The following is an 18,510-nucleotide window of genomic DNA, read 5'->3' as shown; positions in this document are numbered from 1 at the left end:
ATCTCCGCGATCTCTGCTGCCCGGATCCTGTACAGCAGGAGTACGGACGGCACGGAAAACCCCGTAGAAAGCAGGAAGCCATCAACGCCCGCCTCGACCACCGTTCCCCTCTCGTGTTCGACACGCGCGAGCTGGGCCGGCGTCCCGGTGCGCTGAAGAGGGTCTCCCGCTCCGTCGAGGCCCCCCGGGACCTCGGCAACGAGGTCATCGGAGTGCCCGAGGGCGCCCCGATCGAGCTCGACCTCCGCCTGGAGTCGGTCATGGACGGGGTGCTTGTCACAGGCACCGGCCGTGCAACCGTCAAGGGGGAGTGCGTAAGGTGTCTGGAGCCGCTGGAGCGAGAGCTCGACGCGGACTTCCAGGAGATGTTCGCCTACCCCGACGCCGACGCCAGGGTCCATGAGGACGCCGGCGACGACGCCGAGGACGAGGAGGACACCCTCTTCCTCGAGGACGACCTGTTCGACCTCGAACCCGTGCTGCGTGACGCGGTGGTGCTTGCACTGCCGATGCAGCCGGTGTGCCAGGACGACTGCCCGGGCCTGTGCTCCGATTGTGGAGTGCGGCTGGCGGACGACCCGGACCACCACCACGACGCCGTCGACATCCGTTGGGCGGCACTGCAGGGACTCGCCGGGACCGTCAAGGACGGCGAGAAGGACAACATGGGCGGCGCCGAAGCGGGCGTCGACGAGAAGCAGGAGAAGTAGCCGTGGCTGTTCCGAAGCGGAAGATGTCGCGCAGCAACACGCGCCACCGCCGGTCGCAGTGGAAGGCTGCGGTCCCCACCCTGGTGGCGTGCGAGCGCTGCCACGAGCCGAAGCAGCAGCACATCGCGTGCCCGAGCTGCGGCACCTACAACAAGCGCCAGGTCCTCGAGGTCTGAGCGGCTGGTGACAGGCTTCATGTCAGACGCCAATTCGACTTCCCGCACACGCGGGGATGAACCGACTCCGGCGGACACGGCCTCGTCTCACACGCTTCTGGAAGGGCGGCTCGGGTACAAGCTCGAGTCCGCCCTTCTGGTGCGTGCGCTGACGCACCGCTCGTACGCATACGAGAACGGCGGTCTGCCCACCAACGAGCGGCTCGAATTCCTCGGGGATTCGGTGCTCGGCCTGGTGGTCACCGACACGCTGTACCGCATCCACCCCGATCTTCCCGAGGGCCAGCTGGCCAAGCTCCGGGCCGCGGTGGTCAACTCGCGTGCGCTTGCCGAGGTGGGCCGCGGCCTCGACCTCGGCGCCTTCATCCGCCTCGGACGGGGCGAAGAGGGCACGGGCGGCCGGGACAAGGCATCCATCCTCGCCGACACCCTTGAAGCGGTGATCGGCGCGGTCTATCTCGACCAGGGCCTCGACGCGGCCGGCGAGCTGGTGCACCGGCTCTTCGACCCGCTCATCGAGAAGTCCTCCAGCCTGGGCGCGGGCCTGGACTGGAAGACCAGCCTCCAGGAACTCACCGCGACCGAGGGTCTCGGCGTTCCGGAGTACCTGGTCACGGAGACCGGACCGGACCACGAGAAGACCTTTACTGCTGCCGCCCGCGTCGGTGGTGTCTCGTACGGCACCGGCACCGGCCGCAGCAAGAAGGAAGCCGAGCAGCAGGCGGCCGAGTCGGCGTGGCGCGAGATTCGCGCCGCCGCGGACGAGGCGGCCAAGGTGGCCGAGGCGGACAAGGCGGCAGAGCCCGCCGAGCCCGCCGGGGAAGACACCGCCGGCTAACCGCACCCGCCTCCGTGCGCGGTGCACGTACCCCCGTTGCGCTTCGGCGTACCGGGGGTCCTTCTTGTCCGGAGCCGTGGCCGCCCGCGTCACCGGCAGGACGGCGGGGTCCCTCGCGGGCGACCCAACTCGGCCGCCGCCCCCGGCGGTTGCCCCGCGGACCGCGCCCGAGGCACCGGGGCGGGCCCTCGGGCTCCCGGAGGGGAGCGGTACGCTGCGGCTGTCGTTCCGCCAGCCGTCCCGAGGAGTCCCGTGCCCGAGCTGCCCGAGGTCGAGGTCGTACGCCGCGGACTGGAGCGCTGGGTCGACGGACGCACGATCGACGAGGTCGAGGTGCGGCATCCGCGCGCGATCCGCCGGCACACGGCCGGCGCGGCCGACTTCGCGGCCCGGCTCACGGGGCTGCGGCTCGGCGTCGCCCACCGGCGCGGCAAGTACCTCTGGCTCCCGGTGACCGGCGGGGGCCCGGCCGCACAGACCGCCGCCGAGGGCCTCACCCCGAGGGTCACGCCGTCCGTCACCCACGGCCTGGCGATCCTCGCCCATCTCGGGATGAGCGGTCAGCTGCTGGTCCAGCCGCAGGACGCCCCGGACGAGAAGCACCTGCGGATCCGGCTCCGCTTCGCCGACGCCCTCGGCACCGAACTCCGCTTCGTCGACCAGCGCACCTTCGGCGGCCTCTCGCTGCACGACACCGTCCCCGGGGACGCCGACCAGCTGCCCGACGTCATCGCGCATATCGCCCGCGACCCGCTCGACCCGGCCTTCGACGACGCCGCCTTCCACGACGCGCTGCGCCGCCGCCGGACCACCATCAAGCGGGCGCTGCTGGACCAGACCCTGATCAGCGGCGTCGGCAACATCTACGCCGACGAGGCGCTGTGGCGCAGCAAGCTCCACTACGAGCGGCCGACCGCCACCTTCACCCGCCCGCGCACCGCCGAACTGCTCGGCCACGTACGGGACGTGATGAACGCCGCGCTCGCCGTCGGCGGCACCAGCTTCGACAGCCTCTATGTCAACGTCAACGGCGAGTCCGGCTACTTCGACCGCTCCCTGGACGCCTACGGCCGCGAGGACGAACCCTGCCGCCGCTGCGGCACCCCGATCCGCCGCCGTCCGTGGATGAACCGTTCCAGCTACTACTGCCCCCGCTGCCAGCGGCCGCCGCGCGGCTGAACGCGGCACGCCGGCGCGGGCACCGGCTCATCCGGCGGCGTGCCGGGCGTCATAGCGCTCCCGGGCCCGGAGCACCTGCGGCATCCGGTCCTCCACCAGGGCGATCAGCAACTGCAGCTGGCGCGCGACCTGGTCGCCCAGCGGCGTGAGCGCGTAGTCGACACGGGGCGGGTTGGTCTGCTGGGCCTCGCGGTGGACGAGTCCGTCCCGCTCCAGTGCGTGCAGCGTCTGGGCCAGCATCTTTTCGCTCACCCCTTCCACCCGGCGCCGCAGTTCGTTGAAGCGGAAGGTGCCGTCGAGGAGCGCTCCCAGCGTCAGGCTGCCCCATCGGTCGGTGACGTGCTTGAGCGCGTCACGGGACGGGCAGTCGCGCGCGAAAACGTCGTAGGCCAGGTCGTCCGTACAGCCGGAGGTGGGCTCCTCGGCCGGTGCGGCAGGGGTCTCGGTCGCCATGCCGACACCATACTCCTGCGCAGCGCTAACCATTGGGTTGCGCTTTCTAAAAGTTAGTGCTTCTCTTTCCTCATCGCCGCCCGACGTTCCCGGGCACCGACCGTCCCGGGATGCCGTGACCTTGAGGAGAACCGCTGTGACCAGCCCTGCCCTGCCCGCCCCCGTCGTCTCCGTCGCCTACCACTCCGGTTTCGGCCACACCGCCGTACTGGCCGAGGCTGTCCGCGCCGCTGCCGCCGGGGCGGGCGCCACCGTCCACCTGATCAAGGTCGACGAGATCACCGAAGCCGAATGGGAGCTGCTCGACGCCTCCGACGCGATCGTCTTCGGCTCGCCGACGTACATGGGGACCGCCTCCGGCGCGTTCCATGTCTTCGCCGAGGCCACCGCCAAGCGCTGGGCGACCCGTGCCTGGCAGGACAAGCTCGCGGCCGGCTTCACCAACTCCGCCTCCAAGAGCGGGGACAAGCTGCACACCCTGCAGTTCTTCACGGTGCTCGCCGCCCAGCACGGCATGAGCTGGATCGGCCTCAACCTGCTCCCCGGCTGGAACTCCTCCACCGCCTCGGAGAACGACCTCAACCGGCTCGGCTTCTTCCTGGGGGCCGGCGCCCAGTCCGACAACGACCAGGGTGCCGAGGGCGTCCACAAGGCCGATATCGCCACCGCCGAGCACCTCGGACGCCGCATCGCCGAGCAGGCCCGCATCTTCGCCGCGGGCCGCGCCGCCCTCGCCGCCTGACCGGCGCGTGCGAGCCCGCACGCCCCTCCGCCCGCCGTGCGGGACGCCCGCGCGGCCCGCAAGTCCCGCGGCTCACCGCACGCGAGACGCCCGCGCCGCCCCGTGATCCGTCACGGGGCGGCGCGGGCGTCCGATGCTTTCGGGGTCACCTCGCCCGGCCGGGCGTCGCCTGCCTCAGAAGCCGAAGTCCTGCGTCCACCACGGGCCTCCAGGACCGAAGTGGGCGCCGACGCCGAGGGTCTTGTACTCGCAGTTGAGGATGTTGGCGCGGTGGCCGGGACTGTTCATCCAGGAGTCCATGACGGCCTGGGCGGTGGCCTGGCCGCGGGCTATGTTCTCGCCGCCCAGATCGCTGATGCCCGCGTCCCGGGCACGGTCCCAGGGGGTGTCGCCGTCCGGGTCGGTGTGGTCGAAGAAGCCGCGCCGGGCCATGTCGTCACTGAACTGTTGTGCGAGTCCCGCCAGTTCCTTGTCGGCCGTGACGGGGGAGCAGCCGGCCTGGGCGCGCTCCTGGTTGACCAGGGACAGGACCTGGGCCTCGGCGGACGACGAGGTGTCGGGGGCCTTCGACGGCGCCGCGCTGCGTACGGGTGCCGCCGAGGACGGCCGGCCGGAGGGCTCGGCGGACCGGCGCGCCTCGGTCTTCCCGGTGGGGGTGGAGGAGGTCCGTTGCGGTGAGGGGGACGTCGAGGGAGTGGTGGGGGAGGAGGGGCGGCCGGTGCCGGGGACGGCGGAACGGGTGCCGCCGCGGCTCGCCTGGTCCGTGGCGCGGTCGGACGGTGTCGCCGACCGCCCGCCCAGCGGCTCGGTGGCCTCCGGCAGTGCGCCGGCGCGTACGCGGTCCCCTTGGTCCCCGCCCGTGCCCCCGTCGAACTGGCCGTGACCGGGGATCAGTCCGGACGCGACCGCGACGGCTCCCATCGCCATCGCCGCGGAGGCGCCGAGCAGGCCGGTGCGTACGGGCGCCCTGCCGCGGCGCGGGGCCGCGCGACGTCCGTGGCGCTGCGCAGCGGACGGCGTGCCGGGCCGTGTTGCCGCCGGTGCGTCGCCCCGCGCTGCTGCCGGTGCGTCAACAGGCCCCGTGCCGGGGGCTTCGGGGGCTGGGGGAGCAGAGCGTCGATGGCGGCCCATCCGCTGTCTTCCTTCCCCCGGTGCAAGCACCGGCTCCACTGGGGCGGCTACCGCCGCAGAGCTTCCTGAGCGTCAAGACGGTTCACCCGTAAGAGTGAGCCTCGCTTGTCGGGGGACTGTACGCCATGGCGCAAGGGGCGGAAGTGACCGTTGAGCAATTGGCCAGTTAACGTGCACACATGAACGAAGGTGTCCGTGTGACCGCCTGGGTGCGTGGTCAGGTCCAAGGCGTCGGCTTCCGTTGGTTCACCCGGGCCAACGCCCTTCGCATCGGCGAACTCCGCGGATTTGCGGTCAACCTCGGCGACGGCCGCGTCCAGGTGGTCGCCGAGGGCCCGAAGGAGCGCTGCGACGCGCTGCTGGACTGGCTCCGCACCGGAGACACGCCCGGGCGGGTGGACGGAGTCACTGAGATATGGGCCACGCCCCGGGGCGGTTACGACGGCTTCGAGATCCGCTGAGTGAGCCGTCCGGAACCGCCCGTACGGCCGTCACAGGCGATCTTGGGGATGTCTCTTTGTCAGCTGCTTACGGGAGATAAGGCCTGGTGGTTGCCAACTCGGCCGACCCGTGCAAGGCTGCCGCTGTACGGATGATCTCTACGCCCCCGCGGGACCTTTCTGGGGAGTCGGCGCAGCGCCCTCGCGGCCGCGCACTCTCAGGTGCCCGAGGATACGGGGTGTGATCGTGTTGACCGTCAAACCGTTTGGTGAGACTCTGGAATCCCCGCGCACCTTAGCTGTTTGGCATTGAGTACACCAGAGAATGACAAGCACCGCGGGTGCGAATCCCTCACGACCCACACCGCTTCGGTCGGTCACTCATTGTGGAGGACCATCCATCATGGCAAAGGCGCTTCTCGGTTACGTCGGCGGCTCCGACCCCCGAGTCCTCTCCGAGATGCGACGGCTTCAGCAGCGCGTCCAAGACCTTGAATCCGAACTTATTCGGATGCAGGCCGAAAACGACATGCTGTCCGCTGCCGCACGTCGCGACGACTCGATGCTCGACATCGACGTACCCCAGGCGGAGCCCGCGCTCACCTGACCCCGACCTCAGGGCCGGTAGAGCTCTCGCCAGCCGCTTGAGGCACCGCTCTCTTCAAGATCTTCAAGGGACGCTTCGGCGTCCCTTCGTCGTTTCCGGTTCTTTCGCTCTCCGGCCTTTCGGACCATAAGGCCACTTCAGCCGTGCCGCCCCTCCCTTACCGCATGATGTGCCCTGCGCTTTCGTCAATGAAACCGAAAATGAACGGTGCGGTATACCCGGGGGCCGTACGGGGCGGGTGATCGGCGCGGAATGGCGGGGCCGTCCCCCGAGGGGCGGCCGGTAGAGTCCAACGGCGTGCATCTCAAGAGTCTGACCCTGCGAGGTTTCAAGTCCTTCGCCTCCGCCACGACGCTCCGGTTCGAGCCGGGCATCACCTGCGTCGTGGGCCCGAACGGCTCCGGCAAGTCCAACGTGGTGGACGCGCTGTCCTGGGTCATGGGCGAGCAGGGAGCCAAGTCGCTGCGCGGCGGCAAGATGGAGGACGTCATCTTCGCCGGGACGACCGGGCGGCCGCCGCTCGGCCGCGCCGAGGTCTCGCTCACCGTCGACAACTCCGACGGTGCACTGCCGATCGAGTACACCGAAGTCACCCTCACCCGGATCATGTTCCGCAACGGCGGCAGCGAGTACCAGATCAACGGGGACACCTGCCGGTTGCTGGACATCCAGGAACTGCTGTCCGATTCCGGTATCGGCCGGGAGATGCATGTCATCGTCGGGCAGGGGCAGCTCGACTCCGTACTGCATGCCGACCCGATGGGGCGCCGGGCCTTCATCGAGGAAGCGGCCGGCGTCCTCAAGCACCGCAAGCGCAAGGAGAAGGCGCTGCGGAAGCTGGACGCGATGAAGGCCAACCTCGCCCGCGTCCAGGATCTGACCGATGAGCTGCGCCGCCAGCTCAAGCCGCTGGGGCGGCAGGCCGCGGTCGCCCGGCGCGCCGCCGTCATCCAGGCGGACCTGCGCGACGCCCGGCTGCGGCTGCTCGCCGACGACCTCGTCACCCTGCGCCGGGCGCTGCGCGCCGAGATCGCGGACGAGGCGGCGCTGAAGGAGCGCAAGCAGGCCGCCGAGGACCGGCTGCGCACCGCCCAGCGGCACGAGGCGGCCCTGGAGGAGGAAGTGCGCACCCTGACGCCGCGGGTGCAGCGCGCCCAGCAGACCTGGCATGAGCTCACCCAGCTCGCCGAGCGGGTGCGCGGCACGATCTCGCTGGCCGAGGCACGGGTCAAGAGCGCCTCGGCGGCCCCGCCGGAGGAGCGGCACGGGCGCGACCCCGAGGACATGGAGCGCGAGGCCGCCCGGATCCGCGAGCAGGAGGCGGAGTTGACGGCGGCGCTGGAGGCGGCGAGCCGGGCGCTGGAGGACACCGTCGAACACCGTGCCGGACTGGAGCGTCAGTTGGCGGACGAGGAGCGGCGGCTGCGCGATGTGGCCCGCGCGATCGCCGACCGCCGTGAGGGCCTGGTCCGGCTGAGCGGGCAGGTCACCGCCGCCCGTGGCCGGGCGGCCTCGGCGCAGGCGGAGATCGGCCGGCTGGCCGAGGCCAGGGACGACGCCCGGCGCCGGGCGGTCACCGCCCAGGAGGAGTACGAGCAGCTCAAGGCCGAGGTCGACGGGCTGGACGCGGACGACGAGGAGGTCGCCGAGCGGCACGAGGCGGCCCGGCGCGAGCTGGCGGAGGCGGAGTCCGCGCTGTCCGCCGCGCGCGAGGCGCTGACCACGGCCGAGCGGGAGCGGGCCGCGACCGCGGCGCGCCATGACGCGCTGGCGCTCGGGCTGCGCCGCAAGGACGGTACCGGCGCGCTGCTGGCCGCCGCGGACCAGCTCACGGGCCTGCTCGGTCCGGCGGCGGAACTGCTGACCGTCACCCCCGGTTTCGAGGTCCCGGTGGCGGCCGCCCTCGGCGTGGCCGCGGACGCCCTTGCCGTCAGCGGCCCGGGCACCGCCGCCGAGGCCATCCGGCTGCTGCGCACACAGGACGCGGGGCGGGCGGCGATGGTGCTCGGGGGAGGCGGGAGCCGGGCGGGTGCGGGACGGGTGCCTGCGCCCGCGCGGGCTGTGGAGGCCGACGAGTCCATGGCGGCCGTGGACATGGCGGGGGCCGGCGAGCCCGGTGGGGCCTCGGGTGCCGTGGCGGCCGGTGAGGCTGTTCGGGTGGCGGCGCGGGGCGCGGCCGGGGCGCCGGGCGCGCCCGAGCCCGTCGGGCACCGGGTTCCCGGGCCCCGTTCCGCGCCCGTACCGGCGGATGAACTGGTGGGGGGACCTGCGGAGTTGACGGCCGCCGTGGCTCGGCTGCTGCGGGACGTCGTGGTGGTCGGGACGCTGGAGGACGCCGAGGAGCTGGTGGCCGCACGGCCGGAGCTGATGGCGGTGACCGGCGAGGGCGACCTGCTGGGGACGCATTTCGCGCACGGCGGCTCCGCCGGTGCGCCGAGCCTGCTGGAGGTGCAGGCCTCCGTCGACGAGGCGGCCGCCGAGCTGGAGGAGCTGGCGGCGCGCTGCGAGCGGCTGACGCAGGCGCAGCGGGCCGCGGCGGAACGCCGTACGGAGTGTGCCGCGCTGGTCGAGGAGCTGGCGGAGCGGCGGCGGGCGGCGGACCGGGAGAAGTCGAAGGTCGCCGGCGATCTGGGCCGGCTCGGCGGGCAGGCGCGGGCGGCCGCGGGGGAGGCCGAGCGGTCCGACGCGGCGGCGGCCAAGGCCGAAGAGGCCCTGGTGCGGGCCACCGAGGAGGCCGAGGAGCTCGCCGAGCGCCTCGCGGTGGCCGAGGAGGAGCCGGGCGTCGGCGAGGAGGAGCCCGACACCTCCGTACGGGACCGGCTGGCCGCCGACGGCGCCAATGCGCGGCAGACGGAGATGGAGGCCCGGCTCCAGGCGCGGACGCACGAGGAGCGGGTGAAGGCGCTCGCCGGGCGGGCGGATGCGCTGGACCGGGGGGCGCGCGCCGAACGCGAGGCGCGGGTGCGGGCCGAGCGGCGGCGCGCGCGGCTGCGGCACGAGGCGGAGGTGGCCGGGGCGGTCGCCGCCGGTGCCCGGCAGCTGCTGGCGCACGTCGAGGTGTCGGCCGTACGGGCCGAGGAGGAACGCGGCGCGGCGGAGCGGGCGAAGGCCGAGCGGGAACAGGCGCTGGTGGCCGAGCGCAACCAGGGCCGGGAGCTGAAGTCCGAGCTGGACAAGCTGACGGACTCGATGCACCGCGGCGAGGTGCTGGGCGCGGAGAAGCGGCTGCGGATCGAGCAGCTGGAGACCAGGGCGCTGGAGGAGCTGGGGGTGGAGCCGGCCGGGCTGATGTCCGAGTACGGCCCCGAACAGCTCGTCCCGCCGTCGCCGGCCGCCGACGGCGAGGTGCTCCCGGACGACCCGGAACATCCGCGCAACCAGCCGGTGCCCTATGTGCGGGCCGAGCAGGAGAAGCGGCTCAGGGCGGCCGAGCGGGCGTACCAGCAGCTCGGGAAGGTGAATCCGCTGGCGTTGGAGGAATTCGCCGCGCTGGAGGAGCGGCACAAGTTCCTGAGCGAGCAGCTTGAAGACTTGAAGAAGACCCGTGCCGACCTGATGCAGGTGGTCAAGGAGGTCGACGAGCGGGTGGAGCAGGTCTTCACCGAGGCGTACCACGACACCGCGCGCGAGTTCGAGGGCGTCTTCGCACGGCTCTTCCCGGGCGGCGAGGGACGCCTGGTGCTGACCGACCCGGACGACATGCTGGCGACCGGGGTGGACGTGGAGGCGCGGCCTCCGGGGAAGAAGGTCAAGCGGCTGTCGCTGCTGTCGGGCGGCGAGCGGTCGCTGACCGCGGTGGCGCTGCTGGTGTCGATCTTCAAGGCGCGGCCCAGCCCGTTCTATGTGATGGACGAGGTGGAGGCGGCGCTGGACGACACCAACCTGCAGCGGCTGATCCGGATCATGGAAGAACTCCAGGAGAGCTCCCAGCTGATTGTGATCACGCATCAGAAGCGGACGATGGAGGTCGCCGACGCCCTTTACGGGGTATCGATGCAGGGCGACGGCGTATCTAAGGTCATCAGTCAGCGACTGCACTGACCACGGGCGCGCCGCGCGCAGACCGCTCGGCCTCGGGGTGGTATCGACCGGATTAGGTGCTTTTGGCGGCCCCGCCGGCACCCTTGGCGATCGCCCGGAGTATCCGACACTGCATCAGTTCAGAACTTGAACGAAAGGCTCCCCGGTCGGCCGAGAAACAATTTCATTCAGGCCTATTGACTTCGAAACTTGAAGGCATAGTCTCTGCAACGTTGCTTTTACCTTCAAGTGGTGGGTACCCCCAACCTATGCACCACTTGTAGGGCCAGCCCCCTAACCCGGCAGCGCAGCCGGGCCACTGGAGTTCACGTTGACCAGCACCGCGCAGCCGATGGGCTCGGAAGGCCGCAAGGCCCACCCCGAGCATCTCGGCCATGTCATCTTCATCACCGCGGCTGCCGCGATGGGCGGCTTCCTCTTCGGTTACGACAGTGCCGTCATCAACGGCGCCGTCGAGGCGATCCGCAGCCGCTACGACGTCGGATCGGCAGTCCTCGCCCAGGTGATCGCCGTCGCGCTGATCGGCTGCGCCATCGGAGCGGCCACTGCAGGCCGGATCGCGGACCGTATAGGCCGCATCCGCGTGATGCAGATCGCCTCGGTTCTGTTCGTCGCCAGCGCCATCGGCTCCGCCCTGCCGTTCGCCCTCTGGGATCTGGCCCTCTGGCGGATCGTCGGCGGTTTCGCGATCGGTATGGCCTCGGTCATCGGCCCGGCCTACATCGCCGAGGTCTCGCCGTCCGCCTACCGCGGCCGTCTCGGTTCGTTCCAGCAGGCTGCGATCGTCGTCGGTATCGCGATCTCCCAGCTCGTCAACTGGGGCATCCTCAACCTCGCCAACGGCAACCAGCGCGGCGTCGTCGCCGGCCTGGAGGCCTGGCAGTGGATGCTCGGCGTGATGGTCGTCCCGGCCGCCCTGTACGGCCTGCTCTCCTTCGCGATCCCCGAGTCGCCGCGTTACCTGATCTCCGTCGGCAAGATCTCCCGCGCCCAGGAGGTGCTCGCCGAGGTCGAGGGCAAGACCGTCGACCTGGACAAGCGCGTCACCGAGATCCAGGACGCCATGCGCCGTGAGGAGAAGCCGAAGTTCAAGGACCTGCTCGGCAGCAAGTTCGGCTTCCTGCCGATCGTCTGGGTCGGTATCGGTCTGTCGGTCTTCCAGCAGCTGGTCGGCATCAACGTCGCGTTCTACTACTCCTCGGCGCTGTGGCAGTCCGTCGGCATCGACCCGAGCAGCTCGTTCTTCTACAGCTTCACGACGTCGATCATCAACATCATCGGCACCGTGATCGCGATGATCTTCGTCGACAAGATCGGCCGGCGTCCGCTGGCGCTCGTCGGCTCGGCCGGTATGGCCGTCGCCCTCGCGGCGGAGGCATGGGCGTTCGCCTCCAAGAGCGCGGCCGGCACCCTGCCCGCCACCCAGGGCACCGTGGCGCTGATCGCCGCCCACGTCTTCGTGCTCTTCTTCGCCCTCTCCTGGGGCGTCGTCGTCTGGGTCTTCCTCGGCGAGATGTTCCCGAACAAGATTCGTGCCGCCGCGCTGGGCGTCGCCGCCTCCGCGCAGTGGATCGCCAACTGGGCCATCACGGCCAGCTTCCCGAGCCTGTCCGACTGGAACCTCTCGGGTACGTACGTCATCTACGCGGTCTTCGCTCTGCTCTCGATCCCCTTCGTGCTCAAGTTCGTGAAGGAGACCAAGGGCAAGGCGTTGGAGGAGATGGGCTAACCCCCCGCCAGTCCTTCTCCTCAGTACTGGGTACTGCCCCGGGTCAACAGGGACCCCGGGCAGTACCCGTTTTTTGTGCCCGGGACGTCGTGGGCCTCAAGCGTGATCGTCTTCCCGGGGTGCGCCTCGTGCCGCACGGAACGCGCGCCGGTACGCGGCCGGCGTGGTGTGCAGCGCCCGCTGGAAGCGCCGGCGGTCTCGGGCACCTTCCACGACGGTGACGGGGACCATTCCGCCGGGTCCTTCCTCCATGCGCCGGCCGGCTCCTGGCACGTCCCGCAGTCGGCGGCGGGCTGCATCCTGTTCGTCTTCTCCCCGGAAGGCTGAACCCGCCGCCGGCCGTCAGTCCTCGAGGCGGGGCAGCACCCGCTCGGCGAACAGATGCAGCGAGCGCCAGCCCTCGTCGACGGGCATCCCGCCGCACAGCGGATGCAGGATCAGCGAGCCCCCGCCGCCCTCCTGCCGGGCGAGCCGGAGGCACTCGTCCGGGGTGACGATGCGGTAGACGCCCTCCTCGCGCAGTGCCGCGACGTCCTGGGCGGACGAGCGCACCGCAGAGCGGACGCCGGCGGACTGCCAGGAGGCGTACATCCGCGCCTCGTACAGCAGATGGCCGCCGTACGCGGCCCAGGTGCGGTCCGGGTCCTCGGAGAGGTGGAGGAGCGAGGTCCGCTCCGGCGGCTGCATCACCCAGCCTTCGGTGCCGAAGACGGCGCGCTGCTCGTGGTAGTAGGCCTCCAGTTCGGGGAGGTGGGCACTGGGGAAGAGGGGGAGCCCCAGGCGGGCCGCGCGCCGGGCCGCGGCCCGCGAGCTGCCGCCGATCAGCAGCAGCGGGTGCGGCCGGGTGTACGGGCGGGGGTGACCTGGACCGTGCGCCCCCGGTAGGCGAACGGTTCGCCGGTCCACGCGGACAGCAGGGTCTCCAGCACCTCGTCCTGGAGTGCGCCACGGCTCCGCCAGTCCTGCCCGTGCGCCGCGTACTCCTCGGGCCGGTAGCCGAGGCCGGCGACGGTGACCAGCCGGCCGCCGCCGAGGAGGTCGAGCGAGGCGAGGTCCTCGGCCAGCCGCAGCGGGTCGTGCAGCGGCGTGATCAGCGCGGAGACCGTGACGCCGATGCGGCGGGTGGCGCCGAAGACGGCGCCGGCGAAGGTGAGCGGGGAGGGCATCCAGCCGTTGGTGGTGGCGTGGTGCTCCTCGGTCTGGACCATGGTGAAGCCGCGGTCGTCGGCGAACGCGGCCATCTCGACGGCGGCCCGGTAGCGCGCGGACAGCGCGGCGGGCGTGGGCGCGGGATCGACGAGGTTGATGCGCAGGACCGAGATCCACGGGGGCGGCGCGAGGCTGGTGCCCCCGGGCTTTCGGCTCCGGTGGAGCCTCGTCGGGGGCTGGTGGCCGGGCGACGGCTGGGCAGGCAGGGCAGACATGGCAAACGTCCCCTTCGCCAGGGCGGTTGGCGAAGGGGACGGTAGCTGACGCTGCGTCAGATCACTAGGGGGGAGACGGTCCGCGGGGCCGGTCCGCGGGGCGGAGCCGGGTCAGCCCACCTCGACGGCCTGCCGGGCCTCGGCCGCCTCGTCGGCCCCGGCCGCGGGGACGGACTCCCGGGGCGTCGGCAGGACGGCGAAGGCGAGCGCGCCGATCGCGATCGTGGCTGCCCAGCCCAGGCCGTTCTCGCCGATCCAGGTGGTGGCCAGCGGGCCGGTGAACCACTGGACCTTGGTGAAGCACAGTCCCGCGCCGAGCGCGAGGGCCCAGGCCGTCATGGCCTGCCAGCAGAAACCGCCGGTGTACCAGTAGCGGCTGGTGCGGCCGGTGTTCATCAGGCTGTCGGCGTCGTAGCGCACCGCCAGCTTGCGCCGACGGGCCATGTCGACGCCGTAGACGCCGATCCAGGCGGAGAAGGAGACCGCGAGGAGCGTCAGGAAGGCGATGAACTGGCCGATGAAGTCCTTGGCCACCAGCATCATGAACAGGCCGCCGACCAGGCTGATGACGGCATTGATGCTGACCGCGAGGGCACGCGGCAGCTTGACGCCCATGGTCTGTGCGGTGAAGCCCGCGGAGTACATCGACAGGCTGTTGATCAGCACCATGCCGACCAGCGCGGTGATGAGGTACGGCACCGCGAGCCAGGACGGCAGGATGGTGCCGAGGAACGACATCGGGTCGGTGTTCTGACCGGCCAGCTTCGGGTTCGAGACGGCCATCACGCCGCCCATCAGCACCATCGGCAGCAGCACCAGGGCCGCGCCGGAGACGGTGGTGCCGACGATCTTCTTGCCGGACGCGGAGTGCGGGAGGTAGCGCGCGAAGTCGGGGCCGGTGGGCACCCAGCTGATACCGCCGGCCGCGATGGTGCCGATGCCCGCGATCACCATGGCGGTGGTGCCCGCCTTCTTGGCGAAGATGGCGTCCCAGTCCATCGTGGCGACCAGGTAGACCAGCACCATGATGCTGAACAGGCCGAACAGGTACGTCGAGTACTTGTTGCAGACGTTGAGCGCCTTGCGGCCCATACCGCTCACCAGGTAGGTGACGGCCACGAAGGCGAGCAGGGTGACGACGACGAGCACGTTGTTGCTCTCGATGCCCAGCAGCAGATGCAGCACGGTCAGCACCGCGTAGGCGCCGGTGACCGCGTTGATCGTTTCCCAGCCGAAGCGGGCGACCCACAGGATCGCGCCGGGGAAGTAGTTGCCGCGGACGCCGAAGGCGGCCCGGGAGAGCATCGCGCCGGGGGCGCCGCCCCACTTGCCGGAGACCGACAGCACGCCCACCATGCCGAAGGCCACGGCCGCGGCGATCGCGGCCACCAGCAGGACCTGCCAGAAGTTCAGGCCGTTGTTGACCACGAGCGAGGCGCCCATGGTCAGCAACAGCACGCTGATGTTGGCGGCGACCCAGGTCGGGAAGAGTTCGCGGACGCGACCGTGGCGTTCGTGGTCGGGAACGGGCTCGATGCCGCGGGTCTCGACGGCGCCGTCGGTTTCGGGCGGGGAAGCGGACGTGGTGCCCATGGTGCAGGTATCTCCGTGCGGGGATCTGGAGGCACCCCCGGGAGAGGAGGTGCAGGCAGCGGCTGTGGTGCCTGGCCGGCATTTTGGCTGCCAGGACTCTACGCGCGTTGCGTGGCCGACGACCATCGTACTTTGATCCAACTTCTGGCGATGTGCACCGTTGGACGCCACGACGAGTACGAGTGTCACCCAGCTTCGTCGGAGGGTCCAGCCGGGCATCTGTGATCAGGCAGGAGGCGGTGGGGGCGGCCGCCGGCCCACCCGGTGGTCGGCTCGTCGCAGCAGCTCCTCGGGGTCGTCGACCGGCGGGGAGAGCCATGTCTCGTTGATGGCGCGCTTGAGCCCCTTGGCGAACCCCTCCGGCCCCTCCCGTAGCCGCCGGTCCCAGCCGGCCGTGGCCACCGCGCCGGCCGCCCCGAGGTCGAGGCAGGTGCGGTATGGATCGGGCGCGAAGTCCGCCGCCGGCAGGCCGAGCAGGCCGGCCGCGGCGTTGTGGCCGGCCACCTTGCCGAGCGGGATGGCGTGCCGGCAGCTCTGGGTGACGGTGTGGCCGTCCTCGGCCGGGGCCGCCGCGGTGTCCCCGGCCGCGTAGACGCCCTCGACGCCCCGCACCCGCAGCTGCCGGTCCACCACGAGCCGCCCCAGCGCGTCCCGGGGCGCGGGGATCTGTGCGGTCAGGGGGCTCGCCCGCACGCCCACGGTCCACACGATCGTCCGGGCCGCGAGGGTGCCGCCGTCCGCGAGGTGTACCGCGCGGTCGTCCAGGGCGGTGACGGTCGTGCCGAGACGGGGCTCGGCGCCCAGGGTGTCCAGCGCCCGGGTGATCACCGGCCGGGCCGCCGCGGCGGCGCTCCACAGGCAGGCGAATCCGCCCCCGAAAAAACCAGGACATCAATCATCCGGATTCCCTCCCCGGTGCCGCCCGGGTCGGTCCCGGTGCGGAGGAATCCGGATATTACACATCCAGAATTGAATCCGGATAACGCTCGTCCAGGTTCGGCGCTCCGGGTTCGGCGCGTGCGGTCCCCACGGACGGGGCGTGGCTGATACTGGAGGGGTTATGGAAACCGTCATCCTTGCCGTAGTCATCGCCGTGGTCGTGCTCGGCGCGATCAGCGGGCTCGTCGTCAGCGGACGCAAGAAGAAGCAGCTGCCGCCGTCCCCGCCGGCCGCCCCCGGGCCCTCCGTCACCGCGCCTCCCGCCGAACCGCACGTCGGGGAGGAGGCCGAGACTCCTCGCGACGAAGAGCGTCGCACCATCGAAGAAGTCACGCTGCCCACCGCCGAGGCCCCCGTGGCCGAGGCACCGGCCGCCGAGCCCGAGGCGCCCGCCGCGCCCGAGATCGAGGTCCCCGAGCCCACCGCGGGACGGCTGGTCAAGCTGCGCGCCCGGCTCTCCCGCTCCCAGAACGCCCTGGGCAAGGGCCTGCTGACCCTGCTGTCCCGCGAACACCTCGACGAGGAGACCTGGGAGGAGATCGAGGACACCCTGCTGACCGCCGACGTCGGCGTCGCGCCCACCCAGGAGCTCGTCGAGCGGCTGCGCGAGCGGGTCAGGGTCCTCGGCACCCGTACCCCCGACGACCTGCGCGCCCTGCTGCGCGAGGAGCTCCTCGCCCTCATCGGCACGGACGCCGACCGCACCGTGCACACCGCCAACGGCATCGGCAACGGCGGCGACGAGATCCCCGGCGTCGTCATGGTCGTCGGCGTCAACGGCACCGGCAAGACCACCACCACCGGCAAGCTCGCCCGGGTCCTGGTCGCCGACGGCAAGTCCGTGGTCCTCGGCGCCGCCGACACCTTCCGCGCCGCGGCCGCCGATCAGCTGCAGACGTGGGGCGAGCGGGTCGGTGCCCGTACGGTCCGCGGACCCGAGGGCGGCGACCCGGCCTCCATCGCCTTCGACGCGGTGAAGGAGGGCATCGCCGAGTCCGCCGACGTCGTCCTCATCGACACCGCGGGCCGGCTGCACACCAAGACCGGCCTGATGGACGAGCTCGGCAAGGTCAAGCGGGTCGTCGAGAAGCACGGCCCGGTCGGCGAGGTGCTGCTCGTCCTGGACGCCACCACCGGCCAGAACGGCCTGGTCCAGGCCCGGGTGTTCGCCGAGGTCGTGGACATCACCGGTGTGGTGCTCACCAAGCTCGACGGCACCGCCAAGGGCGGCATCATCGTCGCCGTCCAGCGGGAACTCGGCGTCCCCGTCAAGCTCGTCGGCCTGGGCGAGGGCGCGGACGATCTGGCGCCGTTCGAGCCGGAGGCCTTCGTCGACGCCCTGATCGACTGAGGCCGCGGCCAGGGCGCCACGCCCGGACTGTCATTGGCCCCCGGGCCCGCACACGGCGGGCACCGGGGGCCGACGTCGTGTCCCGGGCCGGCGGGGTCTGCCGGGCCCCGCGGCCTCGCGGCACGCACGCCACCGCCGAGGCGGCCGCCCGCCCTCACCCCGCCGCGCGGTGGCACACATACGCGAGGGTGCCGACCACCAGCCGTGCCTGCGGCGGCCGGTCCGCGGTGTCCAGCGTCGGCGGGCGCAGCCAGCGCATCGGGCCGTGGCCGCCGAGGTCGGAGGGGGGCGCCGTGATGTGGTCGCCGGGACCCAGGGAGCGCAGATCGAGCGCCGCGTCGTCCCAGCCCATCCGGTAGAGCAGGTCGGGGAGTTCCTTGTCCGCGCCGGGGGCGACGAAGAACAGCGCGCGGCCGGTCGGGGTCACCGCGGCAGGCCCGAGCGGCAGGCCCATCCGCTCCAGTCGCCCCAGGGCGTTGCGGCCCGCAGCCTCCGGCACGTCGAGGATGTCGAACGACCGGCCCACCGGAAGCAGGAGCGCGGCGCCCGGCGTCTCCGCCCAGGCCGCGGCGGCCGTCTCCCCGGTGGCCCCGGCGGTCAGCTCCGCGGCGAAGGCCAGTGGATGGGCACCGGGGGAGGGGCAGTCGGGGGCGCCGCACGAGCAGTCCGTACGGCCGCTGCCCGCGCGCACCGCCCGGGCGCCGGGGACGACGTCCCAGCCCCACAGTCCGGTGTACTCCGCCACCGCCGTGATGTCGGTCGAGCGGGCGCGGCGCCGGGAGCCGGAACGCCTCTCGCGGATGCCGCCGATCGTGAAGCCCATGCCCCCTCCAACGGGTGGTGCGTGCCAGTGGTTACGAGTCGGCGGGTTGACGACGTGGCGCCCTTCACGCTCCGTCGCCGGCCCGCGGTGCCGGTGGTGTGACGTGGTGTGCCGGGTGGTGCGGTGCGCCGCGCGAGCCCTTGTGCGCTTCGTTCCGCCCGGCCGTGCTCGACCTGTGTCAAGTCAATCGCGGGAGCCTGTCGGGGAGTTCATACGAAGGGGTGGCGAATGGTGGCGTTTCCGCAATCGCCCTCGCGTGAGGCGTGATCGTAGGATTACTTTCGGTACACGAACCCCGAAGAGGCATCATTCGCACGGGTATGCCGGTGGCAAC

15 protein-coding genes and 2 pseudogenes are annotated in these 18,510 nt (G+C 71.7%); 11 read left to right on the top strand and 6 right to left on the bottom strand.

All coding sequences use genetic code 11. The features are described from left to right. Window positions 1-113 precede the first annotated feature (113 nt). The 4 genes from Scani_RS02990 to mutM all read left to right on the top strand — a co-directional run bounded on the left by Scani_RS02990 (window position 114) and on the right by mutM (window position 2,903). Entirely contained in the window at window positions 114-710 is a 597-nt protein-coding gene (locus tag Scani_RS02990) for a YceD family protein (protein WP_246295468.1), read from the top strand. A 2-nt stretch (window positions 711-712) separates the two neighbouring features. Then, window positions 713-886 carry a 50S ribosomal protein L32 gene (gene rpmF / locus Scani_RS02985; RefSeq protein ID WP_003951102.1) on the top strand — a complete coding sequence of 58 codons (174 nt, stop codon included), beginning with the start codon at window positions 713-715 and terminating at the stop codon, window positions 884-886. A 19-nt stretch (window positions 887-905) separates the two neighbouring features. After that, window positions 906-1,724 (top strand): ribonuclease III, encoded by an 819-nt coding sequence (gene rnc, locus Scani_RS02980; RefSeq protein ID WP_159469735.1) that lies wholly within the window; start codon window positions 906-908, stop codon window positions 1,722-1,724. Between the two features lie 252 nt (window positions 1,725-1,976). Next, the gene (mutM, locus tag Scani_RS02975) at window positions 1,977-2,903 is read left to right on the top strand and encodes a bifunctional DNA-formamidopyrimidine glycosylase/DNA-(apurinic or apyrimidinic site) lyase (RefSeq protein ID WP_159469733.1); all 927 of its coding nucleotides are present in this window, start codon (window positions 1,977-1,979) and stop codon (window positions 2,901-2,903) included. Window positions 2,904-2,930: 27 nt separating this feature from the next. On the opposite strand, the gene Scani_RS02970 is transcribed toward mutM, so the two are convergent. Further along, on the bottom strand, window positions 2,931-3,356 hold the full coding sequence (locus Scani_RS02970; protein ID WP_159469731.1) for a winged helix-turn-helix transcriptional regulator: 426 nt from the start codon (window positions 3,354-3,356) through the stop codon (window positions 2,931-2,933). Between the two features lie 151 nt (window positions 3,357-3,507). On the opposite strand from Scani_RS02970, the gene Scani_RS02965 reads away from it, so the two are divergent. Further along, window positions 3,508-4,098 carry a flavodoxin family protein gene (locus Scani_RS02965; RefSeq protein ID WP_174872641.1) on the top strand — a complete coding sequence of 197 codons (591 nt, stop codon included), beginning with the start codon at window positions 3,508-3,510 and terminating at the stop codon, window positions 4,096-4,098. A 174-nt stretch (window positions 4,099-4,272) separates the two neighbouring features. Here the strand turns inward: Scani_RS02965 and Scani_RS02960 are convergent, their stop codons facing one another. Continuing rightward, entirely contained in the window at window positions 4,273-5,229 is a 957-nt protein-coding gene (locus Scani_RS02960) for a CAP domain-containing protein (RefSeq protein ID WP_159469727.1), read from the bottom strand. Between the two features lie 179 nt (window positions 5,230-5,408). Between Scani_RS02960 and Scani_RS02955 the strand changes: the two genes are divergently transcribed. The 5 genes and pseudogenes from Scani_RS02955 to Scani_RS40600 form a co-directional block, all read left to right on the top strand. Then, a complete protein-coding gene (locus Scani_RS02955; RefSeq protein ID WP_159469725.1) occupies window positions 5,409-5,690 on the top strand; it encodes an acylphosphatase in 282 nt (93 codons plus the stop codon). A gap of 382 nt (window positions 5,691-6,072) precedes the next feature. Beyond that, complete coding sequence (locus Scani_RS02945; protein ID WP_006602857.1) at window positions 6,073-6,276, top strand: hypothetical protein; 204 nt, start codon at window positions 6,073-6,075, stop codon at window positions 6,274-6,276. Between the two features lie 297 nt (window positions 6,277-6,573). Then, window positions 6,574-10,317, top strand: coding sequence for a chromosome segregation SMC family protein (locus tag Scani_RS02940; RefSeq protein WP_159469723.1), 3,744 nt, complete (start codon window positions 6,574-6,576; stop codon window positions 10,315-10,317). 310 nt (window positions 10,318-10,627) lie between these two features. Beyond that, a complete protein-coding gene (locus Scani_RS02935; RefSeq protein ID WP_167538017.1) occupies window positions 10,628-12,046 on the top strand; it encodes a sugar porter family MFS transporter in 1,419 nt (472 codons plus the stop codon). A 177-nt stretch (window positions 12,047-12,223) separates the two neighbouring features. After that, a pseudogene (locus Scani_RS40600) lies at window positions 12,224-12,373 on the top strand (cupin domain-containing protein); the annotation flags it as partial. A 15-nt stretch (window positions 12,374-12,388) separates the two neighbouring features. Here Scani_RS40600 and Scani_RS02925 read toward each other — a convergent pair. The 3 genes and pseudogenes from Scani_RS02925 to Scani_RS02915 form a co-directional block, all read right to left on the bottom strand. Further along, window positions 12,389-13,287, bottom strand: a pseudogene (locus Scani_RS02925) (LLM class flavin-dependent oxidoreductase). 294 nt (window positions 13,288-13,581) lie between these two features. Next, complete coding sequence (locus Scani_RS02920; RefSeq protein ID WP_159469719.1) at window positions 13,582-15,063, bottom strand: purine-cytosine permease family protein; 1,482 nt, start codon at window positions 15,061-15,063, stop codon at window positions 13,582-13,584. 225 nt (window positions 15,064-15,288) lie between these two features. Then, a complete protein-coding gene (locus Scani_RS02915; RefSeq protein ID WP_246295464.1) occupies window positions 15,289-15,891 on the bottom strand; it encodes an FAD-dependent oxidoreductase in 603 nt (200 codons plus the stop codon). A gap of 232 nt (window positions 15,892-16,123) precedes the next feature. On the opposite strand from Scani_RS02915, the gene ftsY reads away from it, so the two are divergent. Further along, window positions 16,124-17,353, top strand: coding sequence for a signal recognition particle-docking protein FtsY (gene ftsY, locus Scani_RS02910; protein ID WP_159469717.1), 1,230 nt, complete (start codon window positions 16,124-16,126; stop codon window positions 17,351-17,353). A gap of 154 nt (window positions 17,354-17,507) precedes the next feature. On the opposite strand, the gene Scani_RS02905 is transcribed toward ftsY, so the two are convergent. Continuing rightward, on the bottom strand, window positions 17,508-18,176 hold the full coding sequence (locus Scani_RS02905) for a bifunctional DNA primase/polymerase (RefSeq protein WP_159469715.1): 669 nt from the start codon (window positions 18,174-18,176) through the stop codon (window positions 17,508-17,510). Between the last annotated feature and the right edge of the window lie 334 nt (window positions 18,177-18,510).

It is taken from the genome of Streptomyces caniferus (assembly GCF_009811555.1).
Classification (GTDB): domain Bacteria; phylum Actinomycetota; class Actinomycetes; order Streptomycetales; family Streptomycetaceae; genus Streptomyces; species Streptomyces caniferus.
Note: the sequence above shows the minus strand (reverse complement) of the source record. Positions and strands in the feature narration are given on the sequence as shown.

What these genes read in the sequence shown, in the direction of transcription:
- rnc (WP_159469735.1), top strand. Translation starts at nt 906, where the DNA reads ATGTCAGACGCCAATTCGACTTCCCGCACACGCGGGGATGAACCGACT.
- Scani_RS02970 (WP_159469731.1), bottom strand. Translation starts at nt 3,356, where the DNA reads ATGGCGACCGAGACCCCTGCCGCACCGGCCGAGGAGCCCACCTCCGGC.
- Scani_RS02960 (WP_159469727.1), bottom strand. Translation starts at nt 5,229, where the DNA reads ATGGGCCGCCATCGACGCTCTGCTCCCCCAGCCCCCGAAGCCCCCGGC.
- Scani_RS02955 (WP_159469725.1), top strand. Translation starts at nt 5,409, where the DNA reads ATGAACGAAGGTGTCCGTGTGACCGCCTGGGTGCGTGGTCAGGTCCAA.
- Scani_RS02945 (WP_006602857.1), top strand. Translation starts at nt 6,073, where the DNA reads ATGGCAAAGGCGCTTCTCGGTTACGTCGGCGGCTCCGACCCCCGAGTC.
- Scani_RS02920 (WP_159469719.1), bottom strand. Translation starts at nt 15,063, where the DNA reads ATGGGCACCACGTCCGCTTCCCCGCCCGAAACCGACGGCGCCGTCGAG.
- ftsY (WP_159469717.1), top strand. Translation starts at nt 16,124, where the DNA reads ATGGAAACCGTCATCCTTGCCGTAGTCATCGCCGTGGTCGTGCTCGGC.
- Scani_RS02905 (WP_159469715.1), bottom strand. Translation starts at nt 18,176, where the DNA reads ATGGGCTTCACGATCGGCGGCATCCGCGAGAGGCGTTCCGGCTCCCGG.